Origin of the sequence: Streptomyces sp. NPDC051976, from assembly GCF_040680795.1 — a bacterium.
Taxonomy (GTDB): Bacteria; Actinomycetota; Actinomycetes; order Streptomycetales; family Streptomycetaceae; genus Actinacidiphila.
This window is the reverse complement of record NZ_JBFAXL010000021.1, coordinates 1-13,362: the sequence shown is the minus strand read 5'-3', so window position 1 is coordinate 13,362 and position 13,362 is coordinate 1. Positions and strand designations below refer to the sequence as shown.

General features: G+C 72.1%; 10 protein-coding genes. 1 reads left to right on the top strand and 9 read right to left on the bottom strand.

What is annotated here, in order from left to right; genetic code table 11:
• The first annotated feature begins 157 nt into the window (after positions 1 to 157).
• Positions 158 to 1,960, top strand: a complete 1,803-nt coding sequence (locus AB0M29_RS21280; protein ID WP_365384698.1) for a discoidin domain-containing protein — start codon at positions 158 to 160, stop codon at positions 1,958 to 1,960.
• 86 nt (positions 1,961 to 2,046) lie between these two features.
• Here the strand turns inward: AB0M29_RS21280 and AB0M29_RS21275 are convergent, their stop codons facing one another.
• From AB0M29_RS21275 to AB0M29_RS21235, 9 genes are all read right to left on the bottom strand, one after another.
• Positions 2,047 to 4,680: a fibronectin type III domain-containing protein gene (locus tag AB0M29_RS21275; RefSeq protein ID WP_365384696.1), complete on the bottom strand. Its 2,634-nt coding sequence runs from the start codon at positions 4,678 to 4,680 to the stop codon at positions 2,047 to 2,049.
• A 157-nt stretch (positions 4,681 to 4,837) separates the two neighbouring features.
• Complete coding sequence (locus AB0M29_RS21270; RefSeq protein WP_365384695.1) at positions 4,838 to 5,203, bottom strand: hypothetical protein; 366 nt, start codon at positions 5,201 to 5,203, stop codon at positions 4,838 to 4,840.
• A 77-nt stretch (positions 5,204 to 5,280) separates the two neighbouring features.
• Entirely contained in the window at positions 5,281 to 6,162 is an 882-nt protein-coding gene (locus tag AB0M29_RS21265) for an ABC transporter permease (protein ID WP_365384693.1), read from the bottom strand.
• Positions 6,159 to 7,085: a sugar ABC transporter permease gene (locus tag AB0M29_RS21260; protein ID WP_365384692.1), complete on the bottom strand. Its 927-nt coding sequence runs from the start codon at positions 7,083 to 7,085 to the stop codon at positions 6,159 to 6,161. The genes AB0M29_RS21265 and AB0M29_RS21260 overlap by 4 nt, the downstream gene beginning before the upstream one ends.
• Positions 7,085 to 8,281 (bottom strand): ABC transporter ATP-binding protein, encoded by a 1,197-nt coding sequence (locus AB0M29_RS21255; RefSeq protein ID WP_365384691.1) that lies wholly within the window; start codon positions 8,279 to 8,281, stop codon positions 7,085 to 7,087. Before AB0M29_RS21255 ends, AB0M29_RS21260 begins: the two co-directional genes overlap by 1 nt.
• The gene (locus AB0M29_RS21250; RefSeq protein WP_365384689.1) at positions 8,278 to 9,561 is read right to left on the bottom strand and encodes an extracellular solute-binding protein; all 1,284 of its coding nucleotides are present in this window, start codon (positions 9,559 to 9,561) and stop codon (positions 8,278 to 8,280) included. Before AB0M29_RS21250 ends, AB0M29_RS21255 begins: the two co-directional genes overlap by 4 nt.
• Positions 9,562 to 9,680: 119 nt before the next feature.
• A complete protein-coding gene (locus AB0M29_RS21245) occupies positions 9,681 to 11,465 on the bottom strand; it encodes an IlvD/Edd family dehydratase (protein WP_365384687.1) in 1,785 nt (594 codons plus the stop codon).
• Positions 11,462 to 12,403: a dihydrodipicolinate synthase family protein gene (locus AB0M29_RS21240; protein WP_365384685.1), complete on the bottom strand. Its 942-nt coding sequence runs from the start codon at positions 12,401 to 12,403 to the stop codon at positions 11,462 to 11,464. The genes AB0M29_RS21245 and AB0M29_RS21240 overlap by 4 nt, the downstream gene beginning before the upstream one ends.
• 15 nt (positions 12,404 to 12,418) lie before the next feature.
• Complete coding sequence (locus AB0M29_RS21235; protein WP_365384683.1) at positions 12,419 to 13,087, bottom strand: GntR family transcriptional regulator; 669 nt, start codon at positions 13,085 to 13,087, stop codon at positions 12,419 to 12,421.
• Between the last annotated feature and the right edge of the window lie 275 nt (positions 13,088 to 13,362).

Sequence of the window (13,362 nt, the reverse complement as noted above, 5' to 3'; positions counted from 1 at the left end):
GTTCGAGTCTCGAAATCGGGGAACCGGGCAATCGGCGATTATTGAACAACTCATTGACGCCGGTGTACGGGCCTTGTAAACATCAGCTCGCTGGGAGAGCGCTCTCAAGAGAGTCCCGGCCTCCATCACGGACCCCCACCCGCTTGAGGAGAACGACATGCCAGGCAGCACTTCCCTGTCGGTGCGCCAACGGCCGTGGCGCGGCGGCCGTCGGCCGATCCTGATCTTCACGATGCTCGCGGCACTGCTGGCGGGACTCGCCCTCGTCGCCACGCAGTCCCCGGCCAGGGCGGCGGGCACGCTGCTCTCGCAGGGCAAGCCCGCGACCGCCTCCTCCACGGAGAACGCGGGCACCCCCGCGTCCGCCGCCTTCGACGGCGACACCGGCACCCGCTGGTCCAGCGCCGCCTCCGACCCCCAGTGGCTCCAGGTCGACCTGGGCACCTCCCAGTCGATCAGCCAGGTGATCCTCAACTGGGAGACGGCGTACGCCAAGTCCTTCAAGATCCAGACCTCCGACAACGGCACCACATGGACGGACGTCTACTCCACGACGACCGGCACAGGCGGCGTGCAGACGCTCGCCGTAAACGGTTCCGGCCGCTATGTGCGGATGTCCGGGACGGTACGCGCCACCCAGTGGGGCTACTCGCTGTGGGAGTTCCAGGTCTACGGCGCCGGCGGCTCCACCACCCCGCCCACCGACTGCGGTACGGGCAACGCGGCACTGAACCGCCCCGCGACCGCCTCCTCCGCCGAGAACGCCGCGACCGGCGCCTCGGCCGCCGTCGACGGCAACACCGGCACCCGCTGGTCCAGCGCCTTCAGTGACCCGCAGTGGCTCCAGGTGGACCTGGGCGCGTCGCAGACCGTCTGCCAGGTCGTGCTCAACTGGGAGGCCGCGTACGCCACGGCGTTCCAGATCCAGGTCTCCGACACCGGCACCGGCGGCTGGACCACGATCTACTCCACCACCACCGGGACCGGCGGTGTGCAGACGCTCAACGTCAACGGCACCGGCCGCTACCTGCGGATGAACGGCACCGCGCGCGCCACCGCCTACGGCTACTCGCTGTGGGAGTTCACCGTCCACACCACCGGCGGCTCCACCCCCACGACGCCGCCGACCACCCCGCCGGACGACTCCTTCTGGGGCGACACCAGCACCATCCCGGCGGCGCACAACGTGATGGAGTTCAAGATCCTCAACCGGACCAACGGCCAGTACCCGGACAGCCAGGTCTACTGGAGCTTCAACGGCCAGGTGCACTCCATCGCGGACCAGCCGTACTTCGACATGCCCGCCAACTCCTCGGGCCGGATGTACTTCTACCTCGGCTCGCCGACCAGCCAGTACTACGACTTCATCGAGTTCACCATCGGCCCGAACGTCTTCAACGGCAACACCACCCGCGTCGACGCGTGGGGGCTGCCGCTGGCGATGCGGCTGCACACCCACGACGGCACCGATGTGCAGGTGGGTGACAGCCAGGACCTGTTCAACCAGAGCAGGGACGCCACCTTCGCGCAGTTCCAGGCGGCCGTGCCGCAGCAGTTCAAGGTGCTCGCCCAGACGCAGGCGCCGTACCGGATCATCGCGCCGGGCAGCGACCCGAGCTTCCGGGCCGGTGGCGCCAACGCCGACTACTTCACCGCGTACGCCAACTCGGTCGGCGTCAACGAGCCCACCTCGAACATCTTCGGCTGCGCCGGCTCGCTCGCCGGCAACCCGACCATGTGCGCGGCGCTCAACCGCCACACCGCCACCCTCCCGGCGGCCCAGCAGCAGGACCCGACGAAGTTCTACTCGGGCGACCCGGCGAACTGGTACGCCAAGTTCTGGCACGACCACGCGATCAACCACCTCGCCTACGGCTTCCCGTACGACGACGTGGCCGGCCAGGCCGCCTACGTCTCCTACCAGAACCCGCAGTGGATGGAGATCGCCGTCGGCTGGTGAACGACCCGTCTCCCGGCCCCACCCCCCACAGCCGCCGGGGGCGGCCCGTACACACACCACGTGTACGGGCCGCCCCCGGCGGTGCGTCATGGCTGTGCGGGGGTGCTGGCCGTGAGCGTGGCCGCGGGGCCCGCGCCCAGCGGGGTGAGGGCCGTGACGGTGACGGTGTAGGCGGTGGCGGGGGTGAGGGCGGACAGGACGCGGAACATCGCCTTGGCCGACTGCTGGGTGACCAGGGCGTCGCGGCCGGAGACGTCGAGGGTGCGGGAGCCCGTCGCGGTGGTGAGGGTGACGCGGTAGCCGGTCACCGGGGAGTCGCCCGTGGCGGTGGGCGGGGTCCAGCTGAGGGTGGCCGCGGTGGGCTGGGCGTGCAGCTTCAGGCCGGTGGGCGCGCCCGGGAGCGCGGTGCCGGCCCGGGGGGCGAGCGGGACCGACGGCAGCGCGGGCGCGCTCACCCCGTGGGCGTTGCGCGCGGTCACAGTGACCGTGTACGGGGTGCCGTCGGTGAGTCCGCCGAGCCGCAGGACGGCCGTGCGGGCGAAGTCGGCGGCGGTGGCGGTCGTGGTCGCGGCGGTGCGGCCCGCGCTGTCGACGGCCGTGGCCTGGTAGTCGAGGACGGGTGAACCGCCGTCCGCGTACGACGGGTTGAAGGTGACCACGAGCGAGCCGGTCGTCGCGGTCGCGGTGCCGACGCGGGTGGGGGCGGCCGGGACGGAGACCGCGGCGAAGTGCTCGCCGAGCAGGTGGCGGTAGGCCGGTTCGAGGCCCGCCGCGGCGAGGACGTCGGCGGGGGCGTCGGAGGGCGAGCCGATGATGTGGTTGCCCTGGGTGACCAGGCCCTTGCTGTCGCCGTCCAGGTCGCCCTGCTCCCACCAGTTGCCGGACACCATCGTCGGGTCGTTGTTGCCGAGGGCGTCGCGGTAGTCGGTGTGGCGGCTGGCGACGTTGGCGTACGAGGCGCCGTACAGGACGTTGCCCGAGACCGTCTCGTAGGTGCAGCCGTTGTCGGTGTAGACGCTCTTGCCCAGGCCGAACTGGGTGTGGATGACATTGCCGGTGACGTGCTCGCCGTCGGTCAGCGAGGTGCCGGTGATGCCCTGGGTGTAGATCCCGCCGCCGTCGTCGAGGGCCTGCATGTAGTCGGTGATGAGGTTGTCGCTGACGGTGTTGTCATGGCTGTCGTTGGGCGTGGCGGGCGAGCCGATCTTGTCGGGCCAGCCTCCCCAGCCGAGCGAGATGCCGGAGTATCCGACGTGGTCGATCTGGTTGTGGGCGATCGTGTCGTGCTGGGTGTAGCCGTTGACGATCGCCACGCCACCGGTGAACTCCCGTGGCAGTCCGTAGAGGTGGTTGTCCGTCACCTGGACGCCGCGGGTGACGTCGGCGTCGTCGGTGGGCAGTGCCTTGTCGACGCCGCCGATCTCCAGGCCGTTGCCGGAGATGTCGGTGAAGACGCTGCCGCGCACGGCGGCGTTCTGGGTGCCGTCGCCGAGGTCGAGTCCGGCGGCGCCGAGGTGGGTGAAGACGTCGTCGGTGAAGTCGAGGTCGTGGCCGTATCCGACCGAGACGTTGCCGGGCTCCTTGGTCCAGGCACCGAACGGGCAGGTGCCGCCGGAGATGAACCCGCACAGGCCCTCGGTGGCGTATCCGGTGGACCCGGAGATGGTGTACCCGGCCTGGATCTCCGAGAAGCCCTCGGGTGAGGAGGGCGTCAGCCAGGTGGCGTAGCTGAACCGCAGGCCCCGGAAGGCCAGGTCGTGGACGGGTGCGGCGGCCGTCCCCCGCCCGTCGACCAGCTTCTGCAGGACGGGCGCCTCCACGTCGGCCGTCCGCAGGTCCTCGCCCTTGCGGGGCTGGTAGTAGACGGTGTGGGCGGCGCGGTCGAGGTACCACTCGCCGGGGGTGTCGAGGAGTTCGCGGGCGTTCTCCATGTAGGTGGGGTGGCCGTTGTCGGTGAGCGAGCCGGGGCCGACCATGCTGACGGTGCGGCCGGGGATGTCGGGGAACTCCACCCGCTTGTTGGAGTTGTCCCAGCACGGCTGGACCATGGTGACGGTGGTGCCGGACGCGCCGGCGATGTCGCAGCGCGGCTGCGTCCACTGGCCGAGGCCGTCGCGCTGGATGTTCCACAGCGCCTCGCCGCTGGTGTAGACGAACTCGGCGCCCGCGATGTCGGGCCAGCTCGCGAGGGTGGCGCTGGCGGCGGTGTAGCCGGTGGCGGTCCTGGTGAGGGTGACCGGCACCTGGCCCGCGGCGCGGTCGGCGCGCACCCCGTCGACGTACAACTGCCGTGTGTCGGTGAGTCCGTGGGGCGCGGGCGCCGACCACAGACCGGGGTGGCCGGAGACCTGGTGCCAGCCGGTGACCTGCTTGCCGCCGCTGATCACGGTGGTGCCGGTGCCCTGCCAGACCACCCGGTGGCCGTGCGAGCCGGAGTCGCGGGCGTCGAGGGTGAGCGGGGCGGACAACCGGTAGGTGCCCGCGGCCAGATGGACCGTCAGGTCGACGCTCAGGTGCTGGTCCCTCGCGCGCACCAGGTCTCTGGCGTGTTCCAGGGTGCGGACGGGGTGGTGGGCGTCACCGACGGCGTGGTCGTCGCCGTTCGGCGCGACGTACACGTCGTGGGAGCTGGGCGCGGCGTCCGCCGGTACGGCGGCGACCAGCGCTCCCGCGGCCAGGGCGAGCGCCGCGAGGCACGGTACGAGGGGGGTGCGATGCACGGGCGTCGTCCTCCTGCGATGGGGGGAATCCGCGGGAAAGGTACGAGGTCTGTGACATCGAGGTCAAGGAAATGGGCCGGGAAATACGAACGGAGGCAGGTTTTCACCGCTATTCGTCCGATCAATACTCCGGTACGGTACCGGTACTGAGACGCTGTCAGGAACCGTCCTCGGGGAGGTACGGGCCGTCGAGCGCGGCATCGAGACGGTCGGCGTAGACCGCCGCGATGTGGTCGGGCGGGCGGCCGTCGCGCATCTCGGCGGCGACCCGGCGGGCGCGGGCCACCTGGGAGCGCAGGGCGGCGAGTTCATGGTCGCGTACGGCGAGGACGGAGTCCGCGAGATGGTACTCGTTGGCCTTGGGCATCATCTGGAACCGGGCTCTGATCGCCAGTGCGTACCGCTCCCGCCGGACCGCCGGGGTGAGCCGCACCGTGGGACTCGCCGTCGCCCGCGGCGGCTCGGTCCGGTGGTCGAACCGTTTCGCCAGGTAAGTGATCGCGCGCCGTAATGCGTGACTCATGTCATCCGTCTTCCCCCTTGCCTCACTGGTGATGTCCGATCCGGCCAAGGGGTCGTCCCCGCGAGGGGCATGCCGCCTCACTCGGGTGAACGCGCCACGAGCTGCGTCGGGTTGACGAAGCGCAGCGCCACGAGCAGCAGCACCGCCATGGCGCCCGTGTAGAGCACGGCCATGGCGTCTATCGACTGGGTGGGCCGTATCCCGGCCGAGTTGACGGCGGAGAAGAGCGCCACGATGAGGGTCTGGCTGGTCGGGCCCGCGGTGAGGAAGGTCAGTTCGAACATGCCGAAGGTGCGGACGAGGACGAGTATCCCGGCCGCGAGGATGCCGGGCAGCAGGAGGGGCGACAGGACCCGGGTGAGGACGGTCCAGGTGCCGGCACCGCACATCCGGGCCGCCGCCTCGATCCTGGGGTCGATCTGCTCGATGAACGGCGTCATCGTGAAGACCACGAACGGGATCGACGGCACCAGATTCGCCAGCACCACCCCCGTCACCGACCCCGCCAGGTGGAACCGGTAGAGCACGGTGGCCAGCGGGATGCCGTAGGCGATCGGCGGCACCAGGATGGGCAGCACGAAGAGCAGCATGACCAGCCGCTTGCCGGGGAAGTCCCGGCGGGCCAGGGCGTACGAGGCCGGGATGGCCAGCGCCAGTGCCAGCACGACGACGAGGAAGCTGACCTCCACGGTCGTCCACAGCACGGTGCCGAGGCCGAACTCCCGCCAGGCGTCGCCGTACCAGTGCCCGGTCCATCCCGAGGGCAGCCAACCGGCGAACCAGCGGCGGCCGAGGGAGTTGAGCACGACGGTGCCGATGACGCCCAGCAGGTTGACGAAGAAGAAGGCCAGCGCCGCCCAGGTCAGCCAGGCGCCGGGCCGCAGGGCCAGCGGGCGGGTGGTACGGGCGGCGCGGGCCTCGCGGGGGCCGCGCGTGTTCCGGGTGACGGCGGTGCTCATCCCTTGCCTCCGGTGGATCCGCGGTAGAGCCGGGAGCGCAGTGCGGTGACGGCGCCGAGTACGGCCAGCATCAGGGCGGTCATGATCATCGCGTCGGCGCAGCCCTGGGCGTAGTCGAAGCGCTCCAGCGCCGCCTGGTACGCCTCGATCGAGATCACGTGGGTGCTGCCGTTGGGGTCGCCGACCATCAGGGCCGAGGGGAAGACGGCGAAGGCCATCACGAAGCTGAGACAGAAGGTGGTCATCAGGCCGGGCAGCAGCAGCGGGAAGGTGATGTGCCGGAACCGCTGCCACCAGCCCGCGCCGAGCGTGGCGGCCGCCTTCTCCAGGCTGGGGTGGATACCGGAGAGGTGGGAGTGGGTGAGCAGAAACGCGAAGGGGAAGCCGCTGATCAGCAGGGAGAGCAGGACGCCGGTGTAGTTCATGGTCAGCTTCATCGGCGAGGCGGTCAGACCGAGCAGGTGCAGCGTGCGGTTGAACCACCCGGCGGGGCCGTAGAACTCCAGGATGCCCTCGGCGGTGAGGACGGTGCCGAGCGTGATCGGCACCACCAGCAGGGCCAGCAGCAGCCGCTTGCCGCGGAACTCGCGCCGCATCCGGTACGAGATCGGCACCGAGACACCGACGTTGACCACCGCGGCCGGGACCGCCAGCGAGAAGGTGGCCCAGACCGACTTGCGGGCGAAGGGGTCGGAGAAGAACTGCCGGTACGCGCCGAGCGCGCCGCCCTTGGCGGGCTGGAAGGACAGCTGCAGCCCGTACAGGAACGGGTAGCAGAAGAGCGCGACCACGGCGAGCGCGCCGGGCAGGACGAGCAGCAGGGTGCGGTCGACGCCGCGCTCGGCGAGCCGGTGGCGCAGCGCCGCCCGCGGGGCGCCGCCCGGTGCCGCGACGGCGGCGGGTGCGGCGGGTGCGGCGGCCATCACGTCACCTCCTTGGCTACGGCCTCGGTGCCGGTCCCGTCGCCGTCACCGTCCGCCGGTTCGCCCGCCGCGCCGGGGAAGAACAGGGCACGCTCCGGGGCGACGGCGAGGTCCAGCCGGTCGCCCGGCCGCACCTGGTGACCGGTCTCCAGGCGCACGCGGTCACCGGCGGGCGTGACGGCCTCCACATGCAGCGTCCGGCCGTGGTACTCGACGACCTCGGCCACCGCGCGGACCACCGGCGGCTCGTCGCCCGCCACGATCCGCACGTCCTCGGGCCTGATGGCCACGGTGACCCGCTCCCCTGCGGCGGCGGCGCCCCCGACGACCGTGCCGCGCAGCCGCCAGCCGCGGCCCTCCGCCGCGGCGCCGTGCGCGTCCGCCGCGACCACGTCCAGGGGGAAGAGATTGCGGTAGCCCATGAACGCGGCCACCTGCGGGTCGGCCGGGTGCTCGTAGAGCTCGGCGGGCGTGCCGATCTGGCCGACCCGCCCGGCCCGCAGCACCACGAGCCGGTCGGCCAGCGACAGCGCCTCCTCCTGGTCGTGCGTGACGTAGATCGTGGTGAGCCCGAACTCCTGGTGGATACGGCGGATCTCGCCGCGCATCTCCAGCCGCAGCGCCGCGTCGAGATTGGACAGCGGCTCGTCCATCAGCACCAGCGGCGGCTCCAGCACGATCGCGCGGGCGATGGCGACCCGCTGCTGCTGGCCGCCGGAGAGCTGGCCGGGGTGCTTGCGGGCGTGCTCGGTGAGCTGCACCAGCCGCAGCACCTCGTCGACGCGGCGGACGGTCTCCGCCTTGCCGACCCCGTGCATCCGCAGCCCGAACGCCACGTTGGCGCGGACCGTGAGATGCGGGAAGAGCGCGTAGTTCTGGAACACCATGCTGAAGCCGCGGCGTTCGGGCGGCAGCGTGTCGACCCGCCTGCCGTCCAGCACGATCTCGCCCGCGGTCAGCGGCAGCAGACCGGCCAGGCAGTTGAGCGCGGTGGTCTTGCCGCACCCCGAGGGGCCGAGCAGGGCGACGAACTCACCGCCGGAGACGGTCAGATCGAGCGGGTGCAGGGCGAGATGCGCCCCGTAGGCGCGGCTGATCCCGCGCAGCCGCAACTCCCCCAGCTGCGAACCCGATCGGGAGCCGCCCGGTGGGCGGCCGGGCCTGGTGTCCGCGGACATGCCGGTCACCGCGCTCACTTCGCCGAGCCGATCTTCTTGTCCCAGAGGTCGAAGGCGGTGACCTGCGCGGTGGCGGGCAGCGAGTTCCTGATCGGGTTGCCGGAGATCCACGCGTCGAAGTCCGGGTCGCCGTACTGCCGCACGGCCTTCTGCGACGCGGCGGGCGCCTTGCTCAGCGGCACGTCCTTCACCGCGGGGCCGGGGTAGAAGTAGCCCTGGTCGTAGGTGACGGCCTGCTGTTCCGGGGTGAGGATGAAGGCCAGCAGCCGGAGCGCGGCGATCAGTTCGTCGTCGGAGACGCCCTTGGGGATGACGCCGAACTGCGCGTCGCTCACCCAGGTGAGCTTGTCGAACTTGGCGACCTTCATCGACGCCGGTACGGTGCCCAGCGCCCGCGGGTTGATGTACCAGCCGGTGGTGCTGGCGATGAGGTGGACGGTGCCCTGCGCCAGGTTCGTCATGACCGCGGAGGTCTTCGTCGGGTAGTCGGCCGTGTACTTGTTCAGCTCCGTCAGATACGCCCACGTCCTGGACCAGCCGTTGACCGGGTCCAGCGGGTCGGAGTCGCCGAGCAGGTACGGCAGCCCCATCAACAGGGTGCGGCCAGGGCCCGAGTTGCGCGGCTGCGCGTACTGGAACTTCCCCGGGTGGGCCTTGGCCCAGTCCAGCAGCGCGTCCGTCGAGGTGGGGACGGTGGTGACCTTCGCCGGGTCGTACTCCAGCAGCGGGCCCGAGGGGTACCAGACCAGCTCGACGCCCTGGTCCTGGGCGAGCGCGGCCATCGAGGCGGCGGCGGGCTGGTAGTTGGCCATCAGCCCCGGCAGGAAGGTGTCGTAGTACGGCTTGAGGTCGTACCAGAGGCCGTTCTTGATGCCCGCGGACAGGCCGTCGGTGCCGGTCAGCACGAGCTGGATCTGCACATTGCCCGCCTGCTCCTGCGCCTTCACCTTCGGGGCGAGTTCCGGGGCGGTGCCGGTCGTGGTGGTCACATGGGAGACCACGTCGGGGTGCTGGGCCCGGAAGGCGTCGATGATCGGCTTGGTGAGCTGGAGGTTCCCCGCCACGTCGAGGATGTTCAGCGTCACCGGCTTGGACGGCTTGGTGGCCAGGCTGCTCGGGGCAGCCTTGCCCGAACCGCCGCTGGAGGGCGCGCCGCAGGCGGTGAGCACGGGCGCGGCGGCGCCCGCGGCGGCGAGCGTGCCGAGCACCCGGCGTCGGGTGAGGTCTCTTCGCGAGCGGGTGGGCGATCCGGTGGGCGAGCCGGTGAGCGTGCCGGTGACGGCGTTGTCTGCAGGCATGGCGGGGAGGCCCTTCGCTGGGTTCGTGTGGTTCGCGGTCCTTGCTCGTGCGGGGATACGGGTACGGGTACGGCGTCGTGCTGGATGTGCGAGCGTCGGTGGGTGGGGGTGGGCGGGCGTCAGTGCGGGTCGGGGTCCGGGGTGCGGCCCGGCGCGGCCAGGAAGTCGAAGTCGCAGCCCTCGTCGGCCTGGGTGACATGCGCGGCGTACAGAGCGCCGTAGCCGCGTGCGTAGTGCGGCTCCGGCGCCCGCCACTCGGCCCGGCGGCGGGTCAACTCGGCCTCGTCGACGTCGAGTCGGAGCAGTCTGCGCGGGACGTCGAGGGTGATCGGGTCGCCGTCGCGTACGAGTGCCAGCGGGCCGCCGGTGTGCGACTCGGGGGCCACGTGCAGCACGCAGGTGCCGTAACTGGTGCCGCTCATCCGGGCGTCGGAGATCCGGACCAGGTCCTTGACCCCGCGCTCCAGCAGGTAGCCGGGGATCGGCAGCATCCCGTACTCGGGCATGCCCGGGCCGCCGAGCGGGCCCGCGCCGCGCAGCACCATGACGGTGTCCTCGGTGATGCCCAGCGCCGGGTCGTCGACGCGTGCCCGCAGATCCTGGTAGGAGTCGAAGACGACGGCGGGGCCGGTGTGCACCAGCAGCCGCGGGTCGGCGGCCAGATGCTTGATGACCGCTCCGCCGGGGGCGAGGTTGCCGCGGAGCACGGCGACGCCGCCCTCGGCGGCCACCGGATCGCGCACGCTCCTGATCACCGGCGGGCGTACGTCCCCGGCGTCCGGCAGGTCGTCGTCCCGGGCGCCCGCGTAGTACGTGCCGAAGGGTTCGCCGCTGACCGTGGGCCGGTCCGGGTGCAGCGCGCCGGGCACCTCGGCGAGCCGGGCCAGCAGGGCGGGCAGACCGCCGGCGTAGTAGAAGTCCTCCATCAGGAAGGCGCCGACCGGCCGGACGTCGGCCAGCACGGGCACCCGGCGGCCGAGGGCGTCGAAGTCCTCCAGCGTCAGGGGGACGCCGGCCCGGCCCGCCATCGCGATCAGGTGGATCAGCGCGTTGGTGGAGCCGCCGAGCGCCAGCACGGTCGCCGCGGCGTCCTCGAAGGCCGCCCGGGTCAGCACGGTCGCGGGCGTCAGCCCCTCGTGCACCAGCGCCACCGCGCGGGCGCCGGAGGCGGCGGCCATCCGGTGGTGCGCGGAGTCGACGGCCGGGATCGCGGACGCGCCGGGCAGCGCCATGCCCAGCGCCTCGGCGGCGGCGGTCATGGTGGACGCGGTGCCCATGGTCATGCAGTGGCCGGGCGAACGCGCCAGCCCCGACTCCACCTCCGACATCGCGCACGCGTCGAGCCGCCCGGCCCGGTACTCGTCCCAGTACGCCCACAGATCGGTGCCGCTGCCGAGGGTGCGGCCGCGGTAGTGGCCGCGCAGCATGGGCCCCGCCGGTACGACGAGGGCGGGCAGCCCGGCGCTCGCGGCGCCCATGAGCAGCGCGGGCACGGTCTTGTCGCAGCCCCCCATCAGCACGGCGCCGTCCACCGGGTAGGAGCGCAGCAGCTCCTCCGCCTCCATGGCCAGCAGATTGCGGTAGAGCATCGGCGTCGGCTTCTGGAAGGTCTCCGACAGGGTCGCCACCGGGAACTCCAGCGGGAAGCCGCCCGCCTGCCACACACCCCGCTTGACCTGCTCGGCGCGTTCGCGCAGATGCATATGGCAGGGGTTGACGTCGGACCAGGTGTTGAGGATCGCGATGACGGGCTTTCCCAGGTGCTCCTCGGGGAGGTACCCGAGCTGGCGCATCCGCGAGCGGTGGCTGAACGCCCGTAGCCGGCCGCCGGTCTCCCCCTCCCCGAACCACGCGGCGCTGCGCAGCGGGGCGCGTCCGCCGCCGGGTTCGCCGGTGGCGTTCACAGCCAGCCCTCGGCGGTCCACCGGGCGATCAGTTCGGATATGCGGGTGCGTACCGGGTCCGGCAGTACGCGCGAGGGGGGTCGTACCGTCCGTCCGGCCAGGCCGAGTTGGGCGAGTGCCTCCTTGACCACGCTGACGTTGTCGGCGGAGGAGTCGGCCGCCCGCAGCTCCTCGAAGGGCCGTACCGTCTCCCACACCCGCATCGCCCGCGCGAAGTCCCCGGCGCGCAGGGCCGCCAGGAGCGCGGCGGACAGCCGGGGCACCACATTGACCAGTCCCGAGGTGAAGCCGGTGGCGCCCACCGCCCAGTAGCCGGGGGCGGAGAGCTCGGCCAGTCCCGCCAGCCACGCGAAGCGGTGCAGGCCCGCGTCCCTGGCCACGCAGGCGAACCGCACCGGGTCGGGGACCGCGTACTTCACACCGATCACATTGGGGCTGTGCGCGGCGAGTTCACGGATCTGCGCGCCGTCGATCTGCGGGTCGCGGACATAGAGGACGACGCCGAGTTCGGGGACGGCGTCGGCGATGGCCCGGTGGTACGCGATCCAGCCCTCGGCCGAGCGGTACGGGTGCACCGGCTGATGCACCATCAGCGAGCCCGCGCCCGCCTCCCGGGCGTGCCGGGCGCCGGTGACCGCGCTCTCGATGTCGAGGCCCACCCCGGCCATCACCTCGGCGGCGCCGTCCACCGCGCGCAGCGTCGACTCGACGGCGCGGCGGGCCTCGGCGGCCGTGAGGGTGTAGAACTCGCCGGTGTTGCCGTTGGCGGTGACCACCTCCACCCCGTGCCCCACCAGGCGGGCGACGAGGGCGGCGTGGTTGTCCCAGTCCACCGCGCCGCTCTCCTCGAACGGCGTCACGGGGATGGCGACCGCCGTGGACAGGCGGGCGCGCAGCCCTTCCAGGGAGTGCGGCGGGGCGAGCGAATCCGGCGTCATGACCCTCATTCCTGCTCAGGGGGCGGCGTTCTCGGGGAAGTTGCGGGCCACGAAGCCGCCGATGTGGGCGGCGAGCAGTTCGCGCACCCGGTCGGCGGCGCCCTCCTCGGCGGCCCGCAGGATGGCGTAGTGCTCGCGGGCCTCCTCCTTCCAGGAGGGCTGCCGCGCCCAGGCCACGCTGGACACCAGCGCGGTCTGGTCGCGCAGTTCGTCGAGCGACCTGACCAGCAGGGGGTTGCCGCAGCCCGCGTAGAGCGCGCGGTGGAAGTCGCGGTTGGCCAGCGAGCGTTCGGCGGTGTCCGCGGCCCGGTCGGCGATGTCGAGCGCCTCCCGGGCCCGGTCCCACCGCCACCCGACGGCCACCGTCCGGGCGGCGGCGACCGGTTCGAGCAGCAGCCGCAGGTCGTACACGCTGCGCGCGTGGCTGCGGTCCACTTCCCGCACCGACGCCCCCCGGTACCGGCTCATCACCACCAGGCCCGACCCCGCCAGCGTCTTCAGCGCCTCCCGCACCGGCGTCTTGCTGACCCCGAAGCGTTCCGCCAGCTCCGCCTCCACCAGCGCCTGGCCCGGCGTGAGTTCGCCGGTCAGGATGTCGTGCTTGATTGCTTCCAGCACGGCTTCGGTACGGGACAGCAGCGCACCCGGGTGCGACCTTCGACGGCTCTCGTACGGCTGCGACACGGCTCGCTCCTGACTCGGCTCTGCCCCTGAGATCTCAGATCTCATATATGACGCGCACATGACGCTAGGCCCCCACCCCACCGGGGTCAACCCCCCGGACGCCCCCCCGGAGGGCCTCGCCCCGTCAGGGGCGCGGGGAAGCGCGCTGCGCTTGCCGAGGGCCAGGCACCGGACGTGCCCCGTTAGGGGCGCGGGGAACTGCGCGCTCAGCCCCCACCGGGCCGGTGGTCCGAAAGCAACGCGTCTGCCCCACTGGGGCCGGTGGTGACGTGCAG